This window comes from Flammeovirga sp. MY04, from assembly GCF_001682195.2.
GTDB classification, from domain to species: Bacteria; Bacteroidota; Bacteroidia; order Cytophagales; family Flammeovirgaceae; genus Flammeovirga; species Flammeovirga yaeyamensis.
In genome coordinates, this window is sequence record NZ_CP003560.2 from 1,740,901 (window position 1) to 1,763,132 (window position 22,232).

General features: G+C 34.6%; 15 protein-coding genes and 8 tRNA genes. 7 read left to right on the plus strand and 16 right to left on the minus strand.

Features of this window, described 5'->3' with window-relative positions; all coding sequences use genetic code 11:
* Nucleotides 1-43 precede the first annotated feature (43 nt).
* The 3 genes from hutU to MY04_RS07100 all read right to left on the minus strand — a co-directional run bounded on the left by hutU (nucleotide 44) and on the right by MY04_RS07100 (nucleotide 3,991).
* Nucleotides 44-1,741: a urocanate hydratase gene (gene hutU / locus MY04_RS07090; protein ID WP_066208055.1), complete on the minus strand. Its 1,698-nt coding sequence runs from the start codon at nucleotides 1,739-1,741 to the stop codon at nucleotides 44-46.
* A 176-nt stretch (nucleotides 1,742-1,917) separates the two neighbouring features.
* Nucleotides 1,918-3,483 (minus strand): histidine ammonia-lyase, encoded by a 1,566-nt coding sequence (gene hutH, locus MY04_RS07095; protein ID WP_066208056.1) that lies wholly within the window; start codon nucleotides 3,481-3,483, stop codon nucleotides 1,918-1,920.
* Nucleotides 3,484-3,517: 34 nt separating this feature from the next.
* A complete protein-coding gene (locus MY04_RS07100; RefSeq protein ID WP_066208057.1) occupies nucleotides 3,518-3,991 on the minus strand; it encodes a MarR family winged helix-turn-helix transcriptional regulator in 474 nt (157 codons plus the stop codon).
* A gap of 183 nt (nucleotides 3,992-4,174) precedes the next feature.
* Between MY04_RS07100 and apaG the strand changes: the two genes are divergently transcribed.
* The 3 genes from apaG (at nucleotide 4,175) to MY04_RS07115 (ending at nucleotide 6,868) form a co-directional block, all read left to right on the plus strand.
* Nucleotides 4,175-4,564 carry a Co2+/Mg2+ efflux protein ApaG gene (gene apaG, locus MY04_RS07105; RefSeq protein WP_066213095.1) on the plus strand — a complete coding sequence of 130 codons (390 nt, stop codon included), beginning with the start codon at nucleotides 4,175-4,177 and terminating at the stop codon, nucleotides 4,562-4,564.
* 78 nt (nucleotides 4,565-4,642) lie between these two features.
* Nucleotides 4,643-6,193, plus strand: a complete 1,551-nt coding sequence (locus MY04_RS07110) for a sensor histidine kinase (RefSeq protein ID WP_066208060.1) — start codon at nucleotides 4,643-4,645, stop codon at nucleotides 6,191-6,193.
* Nucleotides 6,194-6,202: 9 nt separating this feature from the next.
* Entirely contained in the window at nucleotides 6,203-6,868 is a 666-nt protein-coding gene (locus MY04_RS07115; protein WP_066208062.1) for a response regulator, read from the plus strand.
* A gap of 266 nt (nucleotides 6,869-7,134) precedes the next feature.
* On the opposite strand, the gene MY04_RS07120 is transcribed toward MY04_RS07115, so the two are convergent.
* Nucleotides 7,135-8,460, minus strand: a complete 1,326-nt coding sequence (locus tag MY04_RS07120; RefSeq protein WP_066208064.1) for an MFS transporter — start codon at nucleotides 8,458-8,460, stop codon at nucleotides 7,135-7,137.
* Nucleotides 8,461-8,840: 380 nt separating this feature from the next.
* On the opposite strand from MY04_RS07120, the gene MY04_RS07125 reads away from it, so the two are divergent.
* Together MY04_RS07125 and MY04_RS07130 are read left to right on the plus strand one after the other, a co-directional pair.
* On the plus strand, nucleotides 8,841-12,971 hold the full coding sequence (locus tag MY04_RS07125; RefSeq protein WP_066208065.1) for a DUF445 family protein: 4,131 nt from the start codon (nucleotides 8,841-8,843) through the stop codon (nucleotides 12,969-12,971).
* Between the two features lie 57 nt (nucleotides 12,972-13,028).
* A complete protein-coding gene (locus tag MY04_RS07130) occupies nucleotides 13,029-13,817 on the plus strand; it encodes a DUF3575 domain-containing protein (RefSeq protein ID WP_066208067.1) in 789 nt (262 codons plus the stop codon).
* 123 nt (nucleotides 13,818-13,940) lie between these two features.
* On the opposite strand, the gene MY04_RS07135 is transcribed toward MY04_RS07130, so the two are convergent.
* From MY04_RS07135 to MY04_RS07190, 12 genes are all read right to left on the minus strand, one after another.
* A complete protein-coding gene (locus MY04_RS07135; RefSeq protein ID WP_066208069.1) occupies nucleotides 13,941-15,611 on the minus strand; it encodes a hypothetical protein in 1,671 nt (556 codons plus the stop codon).
* 149 nt (nucleotides 15,612-15,760) lie between these two features.
* A complete protein-coding gene (locus MY04_RS07140) occupies nucleotides 15,761-16,360 on the minus strand; it encodes an outer membrane beta-barrel protein (RefSeq protein ID WP_066208070.1) in 600 nt (199 codons plus the stop codon).
* A gap of 207 nt (nucleotides 16,361-16,567) precedes the next feature.
* Nucleotides 16,568-17,173, minus strand: a complete 606-nt coding sequence (locus MY04_RS07145) for an outer membrane beta-barrel protein (RefSeq protein ID WP_066208072.1) — start codon at nucleotides 17,171-17,173, stop codon at nucleotides 16,568-16,570.
* A 140-nt stretch (nucleotides 17,174-17,313) separates the two neighbouring features.
* Nucleotides 17,314-17,387 (minus strand) — tRNA-Arg (locus MY04_RS07150).
* A 19-nt stretch (nucleotides 17,388-17,406) separates the two neighbouring features.
* Nucleotides 17,407-17,481, minus strand: a tRNA-Pro gene (locus MY04_RS07155).
* 33 nt (nucleotides 17,482-17,514) lie between these two features.
* Nucleotides 17,515-17,588 (minus strand) — tRNA-Arg (locus MY04_RS07160).
* A gap of 19 nt (nucleotides 17,589-17,607) precedes the next feature.
* Nucleotides 17,608-17,682, minus strand: a tRNA-Pro gene (locus MY04_RS07165).
* A gap of 33 nt (nucleotides 17,683-17,715) precedes the next feature.
* Nucleotides 17,716-17,789: transfer RNA gene (locus MY04_RS07170), tRNA-Arg, on the minus strand.
* Nucleotides 17,790-17,812: 23 nt separating this feature from the next.
* A tRNA-Pro gene (locus MY04_RS07175) sits at nucleotides 17,813-17,887 on the minus strand.
* Nucleotides 17,888-17,926: 39 nt separating this feature from the next.
* Nucleotides 17,927-18,000: transfer RNA gene (locus MY04_RS07180), tRNA-Arg, on the minus strand.
* A 22-nt stretch (nucleotides 18,001-18,022) separates the two neighbouring features.
* Nucleotides 18,023-18,097, minus strand: a tRNA-Pro gene (locus tag MY04_RS07185).
* 116 nt (nucleotides 18,098-18,213) lie between these two features.
* On the minus strand, nucleotides 18,214-19,539 hold the full coding sequence (locus MY04_RS07190; RefSeq protein WP_066208074.1) for a type IX secretion system plug protein: 1,326 nt from the start codon (nucleotides 19,537-19,539) through the stop codon (nucleotides 18,214-18,216).
* A 325-nt stretch (nucleotides 19,540-19,864) separates the two neighbouring features.
* Between MY04_RS07190 and MY04_RS07195 the strand changes: the two genes are divergently transcribed.
* Entirely contained in the window at nucleotides 19,865-21,232 is a 1,368-nt protein-coding gene (locus MY04_RS07195; protein WP_336234596.1) for a (Fe-S)-binding protein, read from the plus strand.
* Between the two features lie 11 nt (nucleotides 21,233-21,243).
* On the plus strand, nucleotides 21,244-22,044 hold the full coding sequence (locus MY04_RS07200) for a (Fe-S)-binding protein (RefSeq protein ID WP_066208076.1): 801 nt from the start codon (nucleotides 21,244-21,246) through the stop codon (nucleotides 22,042-22,044).
* Nucleotides 22,045-22,232 lie beyond the last annotated feature (188 nt).

Here is a 22,232-nt window from a genome sequence, read left to right on the forward strand (position 1 = left end):
CACAAAAATGGGAACATGATAACCTTTTAGTTCTATTTCTTCTCTATTTGATAATTAAATCATGATCTTCGCCTACCTGAGTTGCGATATCATAACCTGCATCATGATGACGGAAAATTCCCATTGCAGGATCGTTATGTAGTACTCTACGAATACACTTCTCTGCACGCTCCGTTCCATCTGCAAGTACAACCATACCAGCATGTTGGGAATAGCCAATACCTACTCCACCACCATGGTGGAATGAAATCCAAGTTGCACCACCTGTTGCATTCGACATCAAGTTCAATAAAGGCCAATCAGATACTGCATCAGAACCATCTAACATTGATTCTGTCTCTCTGTTTGGTGAAGCTACAGATCCACAGTCTAAGTGATCTCTACCAATTACGATAGGAGCTTTCAATTTACCTTCTTTCACAAGATTATTGAAGATGACCCCTGCTTTTTCTCTCTCTCCCATTCCTAACCAACAAATTCTTGAAGGAAGGCCTTGGAAAGCTACCTTTTCATCCGCTTCTTCAAGCCATTTGATCAAGTGAGTATTTTCAGGGAAAGCTTCTTTTAAAGCTTCATCAGTTACTTTGATATCTTGAGGATCTCCTGATAATGCTGCCCAACGGAATGGTCCTTTTCCTTCACAGAACAATGGTCTGATGTAGGCAGGAGTAAATCCAGGGAAGTTATATGCATTCTCACAACCACCTTGTTTAGCGAACTCACGTAGGTTATTACCATAATCGAAAGTAATCGCTCCTTTTGCTTCAAGGTCTAACATGTATTGTACGTGTCTTGCCATCGATTTTAATGACTTCTCTTTGTACAACTCAGGATTGTTATCTCTTAAATCAGCAGCTTCATCTAGAGTCAAACCGTTTGGCACATAACCATAAACTGGGTCGTGAGCTGAAGTTTGATCTGTCAATACATCTGGAGTAATTCCATCTTTAATCAGACGCTCTAACACATCTCCGATATCACCTACTAGACCAACTGATAAAGCCTCTCCTTTCTCTTTAGCTTCCATTACCCACTGGATAGCTTCTTCATAAGAGTGCGTCATTTTATCAATATATTTAGTATCAATACGCTTTTGAATACGAGCAGGGTCAATATCAACGCCTAACATTGCTGCACCACACATTGTAGCTGCAAGTGGTTGAGCTCCACCCATACCACCCATACCGCCAGTCACTAACAAACGACCTTTTAAGTCGCCTCCAAAGTGCTTACGTGCACAAGATGCAAATGTCTCATAGGTACCTTGAAGGATACCTTGAGTACCAATGTAGATCCATGAACCCGCTGTCATCTGACCGTACATCATTAAACCTCTTTCTTTTAATTCTTGGAAATGCTCCCAAGTTGCCCAAGCAGGAACCAAGTTTGAGTTCGCAATTAATACTCTTGGTGCCTCTGAGTGTGTTCTTACTACACCCACTGGCTTACCTGACTGTACCAATAATGAATGCTCATTATCTAATTCTAATAGAATTTTGATAATTTTTTCTAACGACTCTCTATTTCTTGCTGCTTGACCAGTTCCTCCGTAAACCACTAGGTTGTTCGGATCCTCTGCTACTTCTTCTGTTAAGTTATTTAAGAACATACGAAGAGGTGCCTCTGTTTGCCAAGATTTAGCATTTAGTTCAGGTCCTGTTGGTGGAATGTAATTTGGGTGATTAGCATATTTTTCTAAAAATGCCTCGAACTTTTGTTGTGATGATTGTGACGCTTCCATGTCTATATGTTTTGTATGTGTTTTCTTCGATAACTTTTTTTATGTACCCTTGGTTTTGTTTCCCACGATTGAAATCGTGGGTTGATGAAGGGGGATTTTAATTAGACTGAAGTCTAATCAAAATTTGGGAACACTCCTTTGTATCAGTAGATGATTATAGAAGTGAATGTTACTTTTTAGAATTTGAATTCTTCTTTAAAATCTCCGTTTAGATCGATTTTTTCTGATTTTGCCACCTTATTGGCAATATCCACCAATGCTCCACTTTTCACAATGCTATGCATAGCTGCAATATCATAAGCCAATACTCTATCTTGATCAGCATGCGATACTCTCTCTCGTACATATGAATGAGTTGCTTCGATAATTGGTGATGATTGAAGTGGGCGACGGAAATCCAATGCTTGAGCGGCATAAAGCAATTCGACTGCTAAAATCTGCTCTAGGTTTTCGATAATTTTCAATGTTTTTCTTCCTGATATTGATCCCATTGAAACATGATCTTCCTGACCTAGTGAAGTTGGAACACTATCTGCCGACGCAGGGAAACAAAGTGTTTTATTCTCTGTAACCAAAGCAGCTGATGTATATTGAGGAATCATGAACCCAGAATTCAATCCAACATCTTCCATTAATAATTTTGGCAAACCGAAACGTCCTTCGATCATCATATAACATCTACGATCGGCAATATTTCCAATTTCTGATGCTGCAACACCTGCATAATCTAATGGAAGTGCCAAAGGCTGACCATGGAAATTACCTCCGGAGATTGCATTATCTGCATCTAATATAATTGGGTTATCAGTTACTGAATTCAGTTCTACTTCTACTAACTCTTTTAAGTGTAACCAAGCATTTCTAGAAGCACCATGTACTTGTGGCATACATCTTAAAGAATAGGGATCTTGAACTCGGTCACAATCTACATGTGATGCCAAAATCTCTGAACCATTTAGCATTTCTCTAAGTCGAGTAGCTACTAACTGAGTTCCTTTATAAGCACGGATCGCATGTAATTCAGGTTCAAAAGGTCTAGAAGAACCCATTAAACCTTCTAATGACATTGCTCCGATAACGTCAGCCGTATCTAAGGCGTTGGCTAATCTTTCTACTACTTTAACAGCATGTGATAAAATGAATTGAGTTCCGTTGATTAAGGCCAAGCCCTCTTTTGGTCCTAAAGTAAGTGGTTTTACTCCTAATCTTTTTAAAGCATCTAAAGCCAAAGACTTTGAACCATCTTCTTGATATACTTCACCTAAACCAATTAATGGCAAACACAAATGAGATAATGGAGCCAAATCTCCTGATGCCCCTACCGAACCTTTTTCTGGAACTGTTGGAACAACATCCTTATCAATGTGCCAAATGATTCTTTCTAAAGTAGTTAATGAAATACCAGAAAATCCTTGAGCTAGAGCATGTGCTTTTGTAATCAACATCAATTTAGATGTTTCTTTAGGAATAACTTCCCCTACTCCTACACTATGACTTTGTAGGATTTTATGCTGTAATGTAGAGGTATCTTTTTCAGAAATTGTTGTTGTACAAAGTGGACCAAAACCTGTATTCACTCCATACACAACATCCCCTTTTGTGACAATCTCTTGTACATCCGCTTGGGACTTTAATACTCTCTCTTTTGCTTTTGCATTTAAAACTCCTTGGATATTTCCTCGTGCAATATCCAAAGCGATATTTACCGTTAAACGGTCAATACCATAATTAAATTTTTTCATGTTAGTGTTATATGCTTAGTATGTGGTAAGTTCTTTATAATTTACTGATGACTCTATCAGAAAGATTTTCTTCTTTTAAAGAGTTTTCCAATACTGTCAGTTCTTTTAGTAATTGCTGATCTCCTAATTCGGATACCTCTTTCATTGTTAGCTGAAGTGCTTTCCAGATAGGTTTTGACTTCTGTAACAAATCATTTCCTTGATCAGTTAATTGGATAATTCTTCGTCTTCTATCTATTTCACATTTTTCCATTTGAAGATGCCCCTTTTTTATTAAGGCGGTAGCTAATTGTGAAACAGCAGAATGACTTACTCCTAACTGATCTGATATCTCCCTAAGAGACATCGTTTTATTTTGGTCCAATAAATAAAAAAATGGGAACCAAGCAGGATCAAAATCAATTCCTTGACGTACATATACCTTACTTACTTCCTGGAGAAATTTATCTCCTAACCTTTTTAAACGACTTCCTATAACAAGGCTACCCGCTGATTGATAAAAATCCATAATGTAATTTCATTTTCACTACAAAAATATATAAGCACTTATATATTTACAAATATTTTAGATAATTTTATATAAGCACTTATATATTTTTTTTAATTGTGATAATGTTAAATAAAGCACTTCCTTGTCTATATCATTAAATCATTGGTCAAATAATTGTATTATTGTAAATAAATGTCAAGTATGGAAGTTGCTATTACAGAAGGAATAAAGGTTACAGTAGATAATTATTATATGCCCGAATACTCGGTACCCGATAAAAGGCATTATGTTTTTGGATATAAGATTAAAATTGAAAATTTAAGTGCGTACACGGTTCAGTTATTAAGACGCAATTGGGAAATTTTTGATATTGTCGGCGATAAACGTGAGGTAATAAAAGGTGATGGTGTAATCGGCCAAACCCCTATTATAGATCCGGGTGAATTCTTTGAATACGTATCAGGTTGTCATTTTATCTCACCAATAGGTAAAATGAAAGGAACTTATGAAATGAAAAAAGTAACAGAATCCACTCTTTTTGATGTCGAAATACCTGAATTCACATTACAGCCAAAATTTTCAATTAACTAGTATAGTCTACATCCATCTATCATTAAACCTAAATTATTAGTATCTTGAGTATAAACCTAAAGCTGTTTTTTACTCATTATGACTACATTTAATAATACTATCTCTTTAAATCTCAACGACCCTTCATTGCATCAATTAATAGTAGATAAACTATTACATTTTGCAATTTTAGATGGGATAGGCACAATTCTCGACTCCAATCATTATTTCGACCTTAAAAAGAATAAAAATAGCATTCACTCATTTTTTGATTTTAGTAAAGAAAAAAATAAGACTCCTAATGCATTATTAAAACGAACAGAATCGTGGATTGGTCAAATACATTGCAAAATTACACATAGAAAACACGCTGTACTTATCACAAAAATTGATTCAAATTACCTTTGGATTTCTTTTCCTACCAAAAATAAAAAAGAGGTAAACCATCATAAAGAAGTCTTAGAACTGAGATCAAAAATCATTCAACTTACTGCAAAAGAAAAAAAGCTCCACGCCCTAATTCAAGCCCAAGCACTACCACAGTTGATAAATAACGACAAATCTTTATTATCTGATCTACCTTTGGAACAAGATTTTTCTACTCAAGATACACAAGCTATCTATGATAATGAAGAAAGACAAAGATTGTCAATACAGGCTTCTAAAGAGGGTTTATGGGATTGGAATCACCTAACAAGAAAAGTATTTTACTCTAAAGCTTTTTATAAAATGCTGGGATATGATCACCCATCAAAAGAAAAAGACATTACTACTCTATTATCAATGATACATCCTGAAGATAGAGTTACTGTGATGAAAGCTTTGCAAAGAGATATTTTGGTGAAAGACGGATTTCAGCTCACTTTTAAGATGATTGATCATGAAGGAAATCTACTATGGACCTTATTAAAAACAGCTGTTCAAAGAGATATCAATGGAAAAGTGACTAGAGTAATCGGGAAACATTCTGATATAACGAGTATAAAAAGTCAGTCTGAAAATATACAAAAAGCAGTAATTGATACTGAAGACAAAGAAAGAGAACGGTTTGCAAAAGAGATTCATGATGGTATGGGACAAACATTAACGGCTTCCTTGTATCTATTGGATGAGTTCATAAAGAATTCTGAGACGATCAACTCAGAGGAAAATAAACAACTCTGCAACATAAGAGAAAAGGTAAGAGAAGCCATCAAAGAAGGAAGAAATATTGCCCACAACATAATGCCCACCTCTATTGAAGAAAGAGGATTATGTGGTTCTATTGAAAAGATTGCAAATTATTACAAGGATATAAGCGACAAAAGTTTGTACTTTTTCCATAAGTATGATCAAAAATCTTTATCCCTTTCCAAACAACTATTGTTATTGAGAGTCACCCAAGAAGCAATTACTAATTCTTTTAAACATGGAAAAGCAGACAATGTCAACATATCGATAATTCAGGATATTGATTTGTTGCAGATCACTATAGAAGATAATGGCACTGGTTTTAATGTTGAAGAGAAATTAAACGAAGAAAAAAAATCCGGTTTAGGATTACAAAATATGAAACAAAGAGTGAGTTCGATTGGTGGAAAAATACACTTTGAATCTTCCTCTAATTATGGTACTTGTATTCTAATTGAAGTACCAATTTTCACGAATTAACCTGTAAAAATGAAAAAGCATAGAGTACTATTAGTGGATGACCATAGTGTTATTAGACACGGTATCCGATCATACTTTAAAAACTTAGAAGATTTTGATGTTGTAGCTGAAGCCGATTGCGGAGAAAGAGCGTTCAATGCACTAAATTCCATGGATGTCGATTTGATCTTTATGGATATAAGCATGAAAGAAATGGATGGTATTTCTGCTACTAAAAAAATAAAAGAATTATTTCCCGAAATCAAAGTGATCGCATTAAGTATGATGATGGACAGTAGCTACATCAGAAATATGATTGATGCTGGTGCAGATGGTTATTTATTCAAAGACTGTAAGGAAGAAGAAATTTTAAAAGCGGCAAGATCGGTGATGGATGGAGACAGTTACTATTGTTCCTCTGCCACTAAAAATATTATTAGTAGTTATAAAGATCATAAAACCAACGAAGCAAGTGTCAATGACCCTCATTTGATTCTTACCCCTCGCGAAAAAGAAGTATTACGATTAATCATTGATCAAAAATCGAATAAAGAAATATCTGAAGAATTGTTCATTTCCCTCAGAACTGTAGATGCCCATAAACGTAACTTACTGGAAAAAACAGGGCAAAGAAATGTAGCCGGTTTAGTGATGTATGCCATTAAACACAAGCTATTTGATGACATCAAAGTGTAATATAGGTATTTCACCTATGCCATTTAGGTATTATGCTCATTTACAAATGTTTGCTTATCTATACCTTTGTAATGTCAGAAAGATAAAGTCTTCCTGTTAAACCTAAAGAACACAAGAAGGTTAAGTATAATAGATAGATAGCACAATAGTTCATCAGTTACAGAATGAGGGAAAAGTCCAAGCTTTTAGCGTGGGCTTTTTTATTTATACAAAAAGCCACATATACTCTATGTATATGTGGCTTTATATATGAACTCAAGTTCTGCTTATTCAGCAGATTCTTGTGGTTTGTAACCAACCAACGCATAGTAAACAAGGTAAGCCTCACAAAGGATAACGATTACCCATGTCCATTGCCAACTTCCTCCTAATGCATCTGCACTAATACCTTGAATCCAAGGAAGGATTGCACCACCTGAAACACCAATCATTAATGCACCAGAACCTTTTGAAGTATATGGTCCTAATTTATCAATTGCTAAAGCGAAGATCGCTCCCCACATAATAGAGTGCATTAAACCAATACCAACCAATAACCAAAGTTGCTCAGTAAACATACCAAATGCAGTTAGTACTAAAGCGATACCTGCTGTGAATAACAACTGTGTTTGACCTGGAATTTTTGCTAAACCAGATCCGAATAAACGTCCAACTAACATAGAACCCCAGTATAATGTTGCCATTAATGCATGAGCCTCCATAGTAAACTCAGTAAATAATAAGTTTACTGTGATATCTTTTAAATCTAATGTTTTTGCATGAAGTACAATGTTTGAACCTACTGCTACCTCTGCTCCAACGTAAACAAAGATCGCAACAACACCTAAAGTTAAGTGTCTAAAACTCCAAACTGATTTCGTTAATTTAGAAACATCAATAGTTTCCTCATCACCTTCAGCAGCCATTGGGTTTGGTAACTCTAATTTACCTAAAACACCTGCAACTACCGCTACAACAATCATTAAGATCGAAAGTGGAAGTAAAATTTGAGCAACCTCAGGAGTTACACCTCCAAAAATAATACTTGCTACAAAGAAAGGTGCAATTGTAGTACCAATCGAATTTGCCGCACCTGCAATACTTAAACGAGTAACAGAAGATGTTCCAGGTACTTGACATACAGCCAAGAATGGGTTAATAACTGTTTGTAAAACTGCTAAAGCACAACCTAAGCCATAAGAACCTACTAAGAAAATAAAGAACGCTTGAGGTACTTTATTTTCGCCAAAAGCAATACTTGGAAGATCAGCAAATTGAGCTGATAAAGCTTCAATACCTAAAGCAACTACCAACATAATCAGACCTCTGATCAATGTTGTTTTGTGTCCTTTTGTATCTACCCATCTAGAGGCAATGTTACCCATAGTTGGATATCCCATAAAGAATGCAAACGTAATAAACGTTGCTAAAGTGTTTTCAATGTCACCAGCTTCAGATAATAATGCTTCTTTTAGTGGTGCTTGAAATTGTTGGTTAACTACAGTTAAAAAACCAACAATAAACATAAGGCCTACCATTATAAGGAATGGTCCCGTATGATTCTTTTGCTTTGTAGAATTTTCCAAAACGTTTTTATCTAATGTTTCACTCATTGTTTGTAAATCTAGCTTGTTGCTAAAAACCTGCTAATGATGCTAGTAAAAAATTTAGTAGAACGATTAAATTTATATATCTAAGTCACATTTAGCATAAACCGGTTGCAATATAGAAAAAGAATAATGATAGTAGTAATGACACTTATCAGTTTTGTGTAAATGTAAGTTAGCCAAATGTTCTTTTAACATATTTTTTGAAACCTTATTTTTTTTGGTATTTCAACCAAAGAATAAAATCACTACCAAATAATTAACTAAACCTCTTATAACTCAATTTACTATCATAATTATGTTAATAAATAAAATTTGAAGTACAATAATGATCATAGAACTTAAATTTATTTTGGGTTTTTCGGCGATTATTGCAAATTTATATTATGATCAGTGAATTATTTCTGAAAATTATCTCAGGTGCTGTGGTTGGTTATACTACCAACGACTTAGCGTTAAGAATGCTTTTCGAAAAAGTATTGGGTATTCCAAGTATTGTGGAACAGACAAAAGATACTTTTATAAAGAATATCTCTCAGTTGGTAGAATCTGAGATTATTCGTCATGATAATATTAGCGAAGAAGTCAAAAAAGATAAATTTCGAGAAGCTTTTCTGATCATGCTGACTGAGTTTATCGAAAATCAGTTAAGAAATGAATTTTCTGAAGACGATAGACTCAAAGACATCCCTGCCATAGATGAATCAATTGATAAACTAATCCTTGTTCTAAACGATCATTTAAGTGATGTTATTAGAAAAGCCTTAGAAGGGATTTTACCAGAATTAAAAATAGCCGACTTTACCTCTCAGCAACAAATTGGAGTAATTAGTGAATCTATTTATGACATTGCTGTAGATACTCTCCATAATCATCATTTTCTTGAAATTTTAAGTAATGATATTTGGCAGGAGTTCAAAAGAGAAAAAGTTTCTGATGTCTTCTCTCCCATTATTTTTGATAGTGTTTCGAATTATACAGCACATTTTTTTGATGAACTACACGATTCATTAAAAGACGGAGAGTTACCCATAGATGTATTTCTAAAGAGATTTCTTGATAACATTGAGGCCAATCAATTGATTTTCGACCTCAGCGAAAGTGTATCCAAAAAGAAGTTATCTGAAATACTTGGTTCGGGTGATCATCAAAAAATTGCTAACGAAGTACATAATGTACTTTCTAAGGAATTTAGTAACACAAGTGAAAACGCTCCTTTTCGTCGTTTGATCGCTATTTTCATCGAAGTTCTTAAGCAAGAAGAAACCACAATTTTTCAGATCCTCCCACCTGCTATCAGTGATAGTTTCGAAAAATTCATCCGTAAGAATATCCCTATTCTAATGGATGCCGTCATCGAATGGATTCAAGAAAATAGAGAAGAAATAAATCATTTAGTCGATCAGTCTTTCGAAGAAAATTCATCTTCTATAGGAAAGTGGCTCGCTAAATTATTTACAAGTTCTGTGGCCGAACAATTTAAAGCGGTGGATGAAATTATTGCCATCGCTAGCGAACATAAATCGGAGGAGAACAAACAAAAATTTGCACAAGAAGGTACGGAATACATTGTTCAATACCTGAAGCGTCATAGTATTGGAAGCTTACTTCAAAAATTTAATCAGGATAAATTAACCGAGGGGCTACATCAGTTAATTATTTCTGTGATTGATGACCGACTATTAGGTAAAGGGGCTGACTCTATGTCTATGATATTAGAGCGAAAGGTGGGGCAAATTTGGTCAGCTGATCGTCAGAAAAATGACTTATTACAATTGACGCAATACCTTATTGATGAAAAATTAGTAAGGGACTTTCTCTATCAGAGGAAATCAACTGATAAAGGAAAGGCGATTGTAGTGGATCGTATTGATCGAATAAAAAATCAGCCTTTATATACCATATTTTCTGATCAAACCATATCAAAGTTTGGGCAAAAAGTACAGAACTACTCTTACAAAACTCTTAAAAACGAGAAGAAATCCTTACTTCCAAATTTGGAGAAATCTGTTTGGAAGGAAGTTAAACATAAACATTTTTCAGATTACTTTGGAGCTTCTCAAATTCAGAAGATCACCCCCAAATTAAAAAAGCTAGGGACAAAGTTTTTGAGAAAATTTAGCCACCAAGCTAAAGAAAGACCTATATATGATCTGATTGGAGTTGTTGAAAAAATTGCTTCCCTTCCCTTAAAACTGACCAATGCTATTATTGGGTATATCGATAGAAATATCAATCGATTAATGCAAGGGCAAGTGAGTAAGATTGTTGAAAAGAACCTTCATAACAAGCACCAACAACTTCCTGAAATGGTCAAAGGTTTTATGGGTAGTAATATGAAACCCATTACTTATTTTGGTGCTATTCTAGGAGCAATTGCTGGGGGTATTACAGCTTTTGTTCATTTTGGCGACAACCCCACTTTTATGGCTTTAGGTATTGCTGCTGTATATGGCATAACAGGACTAGGTACCAATTGGATTGCCATAAAAATGATATTCCGTCCTTACCGTCCAAAATATCTTTTTGGATTACAGCTGCCTTTTACTCCAAGTGTAATCTCTACTAACCAATCTAAGTTTGCTCAGAATATGGGTGATTTTGTTGGTCAGCAACTACTCAACGAGGAATCTATTGGATCTGATATTGAAGAAAAATTAGCTTCTCTGAAAACTTCTATTTTCAATACTTTTGTCGAGAGTGATTATAAAACTGTAGATACATTATTAGATACGGAGAAAAAGAATATCAGTAAAAAAATTAGTAAACTGATTGCTCAAGAACTGTTTGCACATCGATACGACTATGCTAAAAAGGCGATCACAGTATTAGATAAAGAAATCGATGACCTCACTGATATTGACATTATCACACTTGAAAATACACTTACAAACCTGTCTCAGAAAGAGATTGTTTACACCACTTTATCAAATTATCTAACTGCGAGAGTTATACGTCTATTAAAAGATGATCTCATGCTCATGGATGCACTTCCAGATAAATTTATTGAGCAAATATTTGAGGGAGTCCGTGAAATTCTAAATCGACAAATTTATAAAACAAATCAGTGGATTCAAGACGATCAACTCTTTGATGAGCTCAAAATTATTTTTAGAGATAAGTTGATGAATTATCGATCAAAAACACTCGATGATATCGCACTTTTTTCTGAGAATAAGGAGAAAATTAAATATAAAGTTTGGGACTTTATGAACGACTCTATTCATAATTCTGAATTCCAAGAAAAGGTATTCCGTTTAATTGAAAGAGAGATTCATAAGTACTCAGAAAAAGACCTTCCTATTCGTGATCTATTCGGAGGCAGACCTTATGCTTTACTTCAGGAACAAAGCATTGAGATGATTGACCAACTGATGGAAAAAATTATTGGCCGAATCAGAAAGAATGACGAAGAATATGCGAATAAGGTGTATAATAAAGCTAGAAACAAACAACCTTTAGCTGTCCTATATGAGGGAATTATCAAGAAGACTACTAAGGATTTAGTAAACAACAAAATCCCAGAATTATTAATTAAAGGACTTCCGGATATCACTCAAAAAGTACAGAATAAGATTTCCATCATCGCTAAAGAAACAAAAGTAAAAGAGCTAGAAATCAGCATTCAAAATGAAGCTTTAAAAGACACGGTGAAGAGCTTGGTTAAAAATCAGCGATTAACTACCTCTATTCAGTATGTTCTAAATCGTATAGTGGACGAGGTCTTTAAAACTAAAATTGAAGATATACTTAATGTTGGAGATGTTACTGAAGGAGAATTGTATGATTCTTTAAGTAGAAATTTAGCTCCAGAAATAGAAATAGTCAGAAAACATTTAGATGTTCAATTATCTGATAATCAAAAAACAGCTTTAATCGTAAATGATTTGCTTGTAATGATTATCAATATTTTCAACAAAATTGTATTGACCAAGAAGGTGAAAGACATCTTTGAAGGTGTAGATGAACACAATTTAGAACTTGGTATTCAGGACACTTTCAACCTTCTACTCAACTCAAGATCATTCCAAAAACTTACTTCACAATTGGCCTCAACTTTGGCTCAGGATATAGGTAGTAAGGGTATGCATCAAATATTTGATAAACAACAATTACTACATGATTTAGAAAGAGGAATTTATCATTCGTTAGAAAACCATAAGATACAAGAGCAAATTCGAGATATCACTGGTGGATTATCCCATATCATCTTGGATAATTTCAATCATTCACTAAAAAGAGAAACGAAAGATTATTTATTGAATAAGATGTTAGACGGTTTAATGAAGTCGGCTATACCACATTCAAGTAAATTAATCCAAAAAATTGACTTTAAAGGCATTGTTGTCAAAGAGATCAATATGATGGATCCTCAAAAAATTGAGGAGCTATTTTATGGCTTTGCGGGCATGTATTTTAATCGTTTAATTATTTATGGTTTTATACTTGGTCTTCCTATTGGTGCCATGTTAGATTTTGGCTTAATTCAATTGGTAAGTTTCCTATTAAAAGACTAATTTTATATAGACTATAAATCCGTTGATAACTACTGAGACGTCTTATAAAATAATACTATGAAAAAGTTTCTATTGTGGCTCGCTATTGTAACTCTATATTTTTCAATCCCTGTTTTTAGTCAGAATTCTGCTTCTGAATTGATGTTTTCATACGATTCATCGATTACTAAAATGAGGAAAAATGTTATTAGATATAATGTCACACCTCAAATTTTATGGGGTAGTAATAATTTTGTTTTAGGTTATGAAAGAAGATTAAGCGATTTTGAATCGGTGTCTCTTAATGTGGGCTTTTTAACCTTCCCTAAATTGGCTCAGTTGGCCATTGCTGACTCACTTATAGCAAGAGATCATCAGAATACTGGTTTTTCCGTTGCGGCCGATTATAGAAGGTATTTCAAGAAAAGAAACAGAGGTTTCGCCCCTGATGGTTTATACTGGGGACCTTATATCGCCTATTACAGATATAATTTCAAAAATCGTTTGAACTTCATCGACTCTTTAGGGAATCAGGTGACAGGGTCTTATGCAGAATTTCAAGGTTCTGCAAATATTATCAATGTTGGTGTAGAATTAGGATATCAATTTGTCATCAAGAAGCGAATTGCCGTAGATTTAATTATGGTAGGTCCTGGGTATGGATTTTATGGAGGCAAGCTTAAACTAGATTCAAATGTTGAAATATCTGATGAAGATGAAATTTTATCTGAACTTAGAGATCGATTAGTGAATAAATTTCCTGTTTTAGATGGTTTATTGGAAGGACAGGAAGTAGAAACGAGTGGAGATTATGGAACTTGGACCGGAGGACTCAGGTTTGTGATTCAGGTGGGATATGTTTTTTGATGAATAATAAAAAGGAAGTCATTTTAGCCTGATATTGTTTTAAAGAGAATAAGATTTAAACCTTATCATATAATATCTTTAAGCTGAAATAACTCCCTGGTCTTATCTATTTTAACCTAATTATTAAAAGAATCGATCACAAATTTCTTGTGGAATTTCTACTTCACCACTCATGTTGGTGGAGGTAAAAGTCATATCAAATTCATATGTTTGTCTTTTGTAGTATATCTTAAATTTATAGTTTTTATTTAATTCAACATTATAGATCCTTCCATAACCTCTTCTAATCCAACCTGCCCAACGATAATACCCTTGATCATCGTAAATATAAAGGCTTTGCGATCTTCTAACTGTTCTATCTCCACAGTAACCAATATAATTTACATCTACATTTACATAATCTGGAAGGGACCTGAATAATTGGTTCAAATCCACACTTACTTGTGCATTTGCACAAGAGGTAAAACTTGAAGATCTATATAAAATTTCACCTGGGTTTCTTCTACTTCTTCCAGAAAACACAACCATCTGTAATGGTCTATTAGCCGGTGCATTCAATAAATTAATTGATTGTCCATCATATAAAGTGTAGTTTTTTGTCGCCCAATAAGAAATAGGTTGATTGGTTCCTGCCCATACCACAGACATTAAAACTCTTTTCCCATTGTTAGCTAAAGGATAATCACTTGCCGAGATATTAATATTCGTCGGGGCATAATTTGGATTCCTTTGCCAGGTGTATGGCCACCACCATCTTCCTCTATTAGGACTATATACTCTTATATATTTACTACATCGAATTCCATAAAAGTCTAGATTATACCAGCTAAGATGATCTGTTGAGTAATTGACTTCTAAATTTCCATTATTGTTCGTTACTGTTTCTGTGCTATGATACTCCCATGTACCATCATCTCTACTGTAAGACCAAATTGGCACCTCATCTCCTGCTTTTATTTGCTCTTGTGTATCTGGATTCATCACTGATGCATTTACCTGAGTGGTAATTTGAATAGGTTGAGAAAAACCTTTCACTTCTGTTTCTCCAATAAACATATCTATGGAAGCAAATCCTGCTGTAGCAAAATCAATATCTCCCCTCATATTTCCTTCTTCATCTAAAACCCCAACAGGAGAAAAGCCTCCCGGGAAAGATGATAAGGCAGATTGTGATGAGGCATCAAAATTGACGGCCGTTAAAGATAAATCAGAACCTGAGATAGGATTACCATCGGCATCAAAGAAAGTTGTACCAGCAGGAATAGTCACTTTTGTTGACACTTGTCCTTCTGATGAAGGAGTGGTCGTTACATTAAAGTCACTTGATACTGCATTATTGATTAAAGTGACCGAAGCGGTAGTCACATTTACTCCCTCGGGGGCATTTTCTAAATTAACAAGATTTGCAGAAAGAAATACAGTAGAATCTTCAGCCTCTATGGTTAAAGGTATAGTTGTTGTTAAATATCCTTCACCTGACACCTTTAATATCACACTTACAGGTTCTTCTTGATTAGCTAAAGGATTAACGACCATCGATAAAATACCATCTACAATAGATAATTCTGGTTCACCTCCATCGTTTAATATCTTTGAGGCATCATCACCTAATACTTCTACAGTAAGTTTATCTGTCCCATCAAGTTTAGATTGATCTGTTGGATCAAAGAATTGGACATTAGCTCTTTGTTCAAATACATCTGCAGAAACATCAAGGGTAATTCCTTCAATAGGATTTTGACATGCCCATAACAAAAATGGTAGAGTCAGATAAGGCAAGTAGTTTTTGTACATAGTTTTTGGGTAAAATGAGAGTTAGTAATTAAAATTTTGTGTAAAATAGATCTAAAATTATAAAGTTGAAATCCCCCAAAAGAGGGATATTATAAAAAAGGTCAACCCACTTAGTAGGTCGACCTATTCATTTCAATTTCTAACTTGAATTATCTTTGTGCAAAATTGATATTGAAAGTTGTTCTAAACTCTAAACTATTATAGTTTACATTTACTTTTTCGTACTCGTTGTTGTACACTTTTACATCAGGTACGATATGATAAATAGCAGCTAAACTAAACCATCCGAAATTAACACCAAACTCGGGAGCATAACCTACTGTAGTTGATTTATTGAAGGTTAACACAATAGGGTTGTTACTATTTTGAATATTCATTTTACCTGGTGTAACTGAGTATGAACCAACTCCAAAACCTAAATATGGTCTAATTCTACTTTCACTAAAGTGATATAATACTTTACCTGAAAAATGTTTAAATTTTGTCGCTTCAAAATTTGCCTTATCTAAATTTTCTGGTGCTAATACTGCATATGAACCACCATATTCAGCTCCAACTGATAATTTTGGTGTAATATTAAATAAAGCCAATACGTGGTAATTTCCTCCTAATCCATTCATATCTAGACCAGAACCTTTTTCTGAGACATTAGATATACCACCACCAAAACCAACTGTAACTAATTTATCTTGTGCATAAGTAGTAATTCCTAAAAAGGACAGAAATAATATGATTGCTAACTTTTTCATGATGAATATTTTTTGAGATAATAAAATTTGTTTTGTAGTATGATCAAATAAACGAGTTTAACATCGTGTTAAGTTTTTTAACAACTTTTAATTTCTCAAAAATATGCCTTAAATGGCATAAAAACGCACAAAAATAATTGTTAATAAAAAACTCCTATTTGAAATACAAATAGGAGTCTTCTATAAAAGTTAAATTTTTCTTTCCATTTAGAAGCCAAAATAAATATTATAAGAAGCTCTAAATTCTAGATTGGTATATGTTATTAGATCATTAGAAAAACTTGTATCAACTCCAGCTACAACATGATACAATGCAGCCACTTGAAAACCTTTATAATTTAAGCCTACTTCTGGTGCAAAACCTCCTGCAGATTTAGTTTCCGCTTCGATAACGATTTTTTCAGGTCCATTAGGCAATGGATTCGGAAAGGATGCTTTACCAGGGTTTACTGTATAATAACCTGCTCCGCAACCCATATAAGGTCTTAAATCATTATTACCAAAATGATAAAATCCTTTTATTGAGATATTGGTAATTGTTGTTCTTTCAATTTCTGCTGCATCGTAAGGGGGATAATCAAATTTTAAATCTACACCCACCCACTCGTACTCTATACCGCCAGAGATTCTAGGTGTAATTTTATAGAAAGCATTAAAAAAGTAATTGAATCCAGTTCCTTTAGATTTATCTTCACCACTTTTAAAGTTAGTTATAGATACACCAGGACCTAATCCGATAGAAATTTTTTTATCTTGAGCATGTAACACAGTAGTAAATAAGCCCAATAAAAAAAGGAGAGTTAATTTCTTCATAATTAAAATTGATATTCCTCCTCTGTAAAGAAAAAATTGCACCAATTTTTAAAATCAAAAATTTTCCAAAGTAAGTCTATTCATTTTTGAGTAAAAAAAAACCGATAACAAATCAATGTTATCGGTTTATCAGATCACTGTGATCCGACCAGGACTCGAACCTGGAACCTACTGCTTAGAAGGCAGTTGCTCTATCCAGTTGAGCTATCGGACCATCCTTAAGGTTCTTCGTGTCGGGATGGCAGGATTCGAACCTGCGACCCCCTGGTCCCAAACCAGGTACACTAACCGGACTGTGCTACATCCCGAAGAAACTCCCAAAAGGAAGGTTTAATATGTTGTGATCCGACCAGGACTCGAACCTGGAACCTACTGCTTAGAAGGCAGTTGCTCTATCCAGTTGAGCTATCGGACCATCCTTTAAGTTCTTCGTGTCGGGATGGCAGGATTCGAACCTGCGACCCCCTGGTCCCAAACCAGGTACACTAACCGGACTGTGCTACATCCCGAAGAAACATCCTAAAGGAGGTTTAATATTTCAGTGATCCGACCAGGACTCGAACCTGGAACCTACTGCTTAGAAGGCAGTTGCTCTATCCAGTTGAGCTATCGGACCATCCTTATAAAGGTTCTTAGTTGTCGGGATGGCAGGATTCGAACCTGCGACCCCCTGGTCCCAAACCAGGTACACTAACCGGACTGTGCTACATCCCGATAAGAACCTTCCATAAAGGAAGGCACTAGACAAAAACGTGATCCGACCAGGACTCGAACCTGGAACCTACTGCTTAGAAGGCAGTTGCTCTATCCAGTTGAGCTATCGGACCATCCAATAAAGGTTCTTCATTGTCGGGATGGCAGGATTCGAACCTGCGACCCCCTGGTCCCAAACCAGGTACACTAACCGGACTGTGCTACATCCCGAGTACCCTTCAACAGGAGCGTTTTTGTTTAATGCGGTGCAAAGGTGGTTGTTTTGTGTTTAATACGCAAGTATGCACCTAACTTTTTTATGCTAACCAATGTAAACACATTAATTATCATCGGTTTGTATTTAGCTTTTTTATTGCCACTACTCGATCAGCACGGTCTCCAGGACCTCTATAGTATACAATTATGTCGTACGTATTCCTTGTCAGGTTGAAACTTCCTTCGATAATTCGGTCGTCTCTTTTGGTCTTTGAGGGATCAAGAACAGTGTACATATAGTCGTATCTACCTTGTTTTAAAAGTGCACTTCCTACATATGATTTCTTCTGCGGATCATAAACAAGTTTGTATTCTTCATTTAATTGCCATTCGGAAAAGCTACCATAAGCATAAACATCACCTTGATATGGACCATCCACTTTTAAATTAAAAACTACTTCCATGTAATCCGCTTCTAACCATGGTTCCTGCTTACCAAAAGCATGAATTACATATCCACCATTGTAATCGTTTTGTTGCTGATTGAATGCTTTACCATTTCTTACTAAATCGTTATGTAATCGAACTCTAGTAAAGTTTTTCAAAACGTCTGTTGTAGAAATTGAGGGACCTCCTCCATTGATGCTACTTGTTTCAAATACTCTAAACTCGTTTGAACCTAAAAATGAATTTTCTCCATTTGAATAAGAATAGTCTAAGGTATTTTCATGTCCTTTGATAAATCTTGGTTTTAGATTTTCTAATGAATTATCCCAACGACCGTTTTGTAAGATGGCTACACTAAAATCTCTTTTTAGATTTACAGAAACCAAGTTTTTATAATTCACTGAGAAATCAATTTGTTGTTCATATCTACGTTGGCCTCCAATTCTATCTACTACTTTTGCTCCAATTGCAGCCGTCTCTTCTGATACAACAAAGCGTTTAGTAATAATCAAATACTTCTTATTTCCTTCTTTATACACCATCAATAAGTAATTACCAGACATCTGTACTTGTGGTAATTGGAACTTAAAGTGAACAAAAGGAACTCTTGTATTTATCGAAAAATCAAAATCATTTAATTTGAAAGAATTATAATCTTTCATGAATTCGATAGGTTGCAACTCTGAAGGCGTCCAATCCCTATTACAATGAACTAATTCTGCTTCATAATAATCGGCATCATCACCAAATACATCAAATTCTAATATAATTGGTACTCTTTTTCTTAAAGAAATGATAGGCAAATTCAACTGTTTATCAACTAAATTTCCTCCTAAAGTATATAGCTGAACTGTTCTAACATTTGGATCATAAATGAAGTCAGCGTATCTAATTTTTTTATTTTTATAATCAGACATACTCACTAACTCCCACTTTTTTGATTGTGCTTGTATTTGATATGAAAAAATGAAAATCAAAAAGAAGGAGAGAATATTTTTTATATAATTCATTTGATAAAGTTTAATTCAACTTAAAAATACAATTTTGATACAGAGGATTAAAATAATTTAGATAATACAACATTTATAGTTGATTTTTAATCTACTACAGTTTTCAATTTAGAATCAATCTCAATAAGTGTAAAAAACACTTTATTTCAGAATATTATCCTATTTAAATCCAAAACTTCTCTTAAATTAGTTACACCAACTTTATATTAAATATTTGTAAATCTCCTTTTAAACTACTTTATTAGCAGAAAATACTCTGCTTGCATAACATTTTTTATACACATAAAGTTATACAGGTAACATTAAACACATAAAATACAACACTATGATGCAGATTGTGCAACAACTTCTTTTTGTCGCCGCAATCGGATATACAGGTTTTTTAGTATCCAAACGAGCGAGATTCATATACAGAAATATCAATTTAGGTAAAGGCATCGAAGACCAAGAAGATAAAGGAAAGCGATTTGGTAACATGATGCGTTTGGCGTTTGGTCAACAAAAGATGTTTGACCGCCCTATCGTTGGTTTGCTTCACTTTGCAGTTTATGCTGGATTTCTATTAATCAATATCGAAGTTTTAGAGATTGTACTTGATGGTGTTACTGGACAGCATAGAATATTCTCTAACATTATACCTCAAGGGACTTATTACTTTTTAGCAAGTTTCTTCGAAGCAATGGCTGTTTTGGTGACAGTTTCATGTTTGATTTTCTTAATCCGTAGAAATGCTTTAAGAATTCCTCGTTTTCATATGAAGGAAATGAAAGGATGGCCATACAGAGATGCTAACTATATTCTGTATGCAGAAGTAATTTTAATGAGTATGTTGTTATCTATGAATGCATCTGATGCAGCTTTACAAGCATTAGGCAACGATCATTATCCTCAAGTTGGAGCATTTTTAGTTTCTCAATATTTAGTTCCTCTTTTTAGTGCTTTACCAGAAACAGCATTAGTTGCTGTCGAAAGAAGTGCATGGTGGGTACATATTCTTGGTATTTTTGCCTTTGCAGTATACGTAACTTACTCTAAGCACCTTCATATTTTCTTGGCCTTCCCAAATACTTATTTTGCAAGGTTATCTCCAAAGGGAAAAATGGAGAATATGGAGTCTGTGACCAATGAGGTAAAAATCATGTTAGGTATGCCTGTGGAGAATGCTGATAATCGTGATTCTGACGAAATGCCTACTTTCGGCGCTAAAGACGTTCAAGATCTATCTTGGAGAAACATCATGAATGCCTACTCTTGTACAGAATGTGGACGTTGTACTTCTCAATGTCCTGCAAACATTACAGGGAAGAAACTTTCACCACGTAAAGTGATGATGGATGTAAGAGACCGAGCAGATGAAGTAGGCAAAAACATGGATGCCAATGGAGGTAAGTTCGAAGATGATGGTAAAATGTTGTACAATGACTTTATCTCAAAAGAAGAATTGATGGCCTGTACGAGTTGTAATGCTTGTGCTGAAGCTTGTCCAATTAATATCGATCCATTAAACATTATCTTGGAAATGAGAAGATATGTTGCAATGGAAGAGTCTGGAACACCACAAGAATGGAATATGGTATTCCAAAACATAGAAAACAACCAAGCCCCATGGGCATTTGCTGCTAGCGACCGTTTCAAATGGGGCGAAGACCTAAGACAGGTCGAAAAAACACAAAAACAAAAACAAGACGCTTAATCTAAACACACATGGCTGAAAATAATTTCTTAAAAGTCCCTACAATGGCCGAAATGGTGGCCGAAGGCAATCACCCAGAAGTATTGTTTTGGGTAGGATGTGCAGGGTCTTATGACGATAGATATAAAAGGGTAATTACTGCCTTTGTAAAAATATTAAACGAAGTAAATGTAAACTTTGCAGTTCTTGGTCCGGAAGAAAGTTGTACTGGTGATCCTGCAAGGAGAGCCGGAAACGAATTCCTTTTTCAAATGCAAGCAATGCAAAACATTGAGGTACTGAATGGATACGAAATCAAAAAGATTGTTACAGCTTGTCCTCACTGTTTTAACACCATCAAAAACGAATACCCTGCTTTGGGTGGTAATTATGATGTCATGCATCACTCTCAATTCCTTCAATCCTTAATTAATGAGGGAAGATTAAAGTTGGAAGATGGTGGTGTTTATAAAGGAAAGAAAATCACCTTCCATGATTCTTGTTATTTGGGTAGAGCAAATGATGTATACGAAGCACCAAGAAGTGTTATTCAAGCATTAGATGCAGATTTAGTAGAGATGAAACGCTGCAAAACAAATGGGTTATGTTGTGGTGCAGGTGGATCTCAGATGTTCAAAGAACCTGAAGAAGGCAATAAAGACATCAATATTGAACGTACGGAAGAGGCCTTGGATACTAAAGCAAAAGTAATTGCTGCAGGCTGTCCTTTCTGTATGACGATGCTAAGTGATGGAGTAAAAAACAAAGAAAAAGAAAAAGAAGTCCAAGTACTTGATATTGCTGAATTAGTTGCAGAATCAAAAGGACTATAAATCACTATTTTTTTCAATCGGATATTAAAACGAGATCATCTTAATGGTCTCGTTTTTTATTTATCATTTGATGAAATAGTAGGATTACTAAACAAAATATTTTCTTTCTCTGTTTTTAAGTTACGTATTTCACATGTGTTGAACTGTGATTATTATTTTTTTCATTTTTTGAATCTATATTGCATAAA

Excerpts from the sequence above, each read along its gene's own strand:
- hutU (WP_066208055.1), bottom strand. The coding sequence starts at position 1,741 with ATGGAAGCGTCACAATCATCACAACAAAAGTTCGAGGCATTTTTAGAA.
- hutH (WP_066208056.1), bottom strand. The coding sequence starts at position 3,483 with ATGAAAAAATTTAATTATGGTATTGACCGTTTAACGGTAAATATCGCT.
- MY04_RS07100 (WP_066208057.1), bottom strand. The coding sequence starts at position 3,991 with ATGGATTTTTATCAATCAGCGGGTAGCCTTGTTATAGGAAGTCGTTTA.
- apaG (WP_066213095.1), top strand. The coding sequence starts at position 4,175 with ATGGAAGTTGCTATTACAGAAGGAATAAAGGTTACAGTAGATAATTAT.
- MY04_RS07110 (WP_066208060.1), top strand. The coding sequence starts at position 4,643 with ATGACTACATTTAATAATACTATCTCTTTAAATCTCAACGACCCTTCA.
- MY04_RS07115 (WP_066208062.1), top strand. The coding sequence starts at position 6,203 with ATGAAAAAGCATAGAGTACTATTAGTGGATGACCATAGTGTTATTAGA.
- MY04_RS07120 (WP_066208064.1), bottom strand. The coding sequence starts at position 8,460 with ATGAGTGAAACATTAGATAAAAACGTTTTGGAAAATTCTACAAAGCAA.
- MY04_RS07125 (WP_066208065.1), top strand. The coding sequence starts at position 8,841 with ATGATCAGTGAATTATTTCTGAAAATTATCTCAGGTGCTGTGGTTGGT.
- MY04_RS07130 (WP_066208067.1), top strand. The coding sequence starts at position 13,029 with ATGAAAAAGTTTCTATTGTGGCTCGCTATTGTAACTCTATATTTTTCA.
- MY04_RS07135 (WP_066208069.1), bottom strand. The coding sequence starts at position 15,611 with ATGTACAAAAACTACTTGCCTTATCTGACTCTACCATTTTTGTTATGG.
- MY04_RS07140 (WP_066208070.1), bottom strand. The coding sequence starts at position 16,360 with ATGAAAAAGTTAGCAATCATATTATTTCTGTCCTTTTTAGGAATTACT.
- MY04_RS07145 (WP_066208072.1), bottom strand. The coding sequence starts at position 17,173 with ATGAAGAAATTAACTCTCCTTTTTTTATTGGGCTTATTTACTACTGTG.
- MY04_RS07190 (WP_066208074.1), bottom strand. The coding sequence starts at position 19,539 with ATGAATTATATAAAAAATATTCTCTCCTTCTTTTTGATTTTCATTTTT.
- MY04_RS07195 (WP_336234596.1), top strand. The coding sequence starts at position 19,865 with ATGATGCAGATTGTGCAACAACTTCTTTTTGTCGCCGCAATCGGATAT.
- MY04_RS07200 (WP_066208076.1), top strand. The coding sequence starts at position 21,244 with ATGGCTGAAAATAATTTCTTAAAAGTCCCTACAATGGCCGAAATGGTG.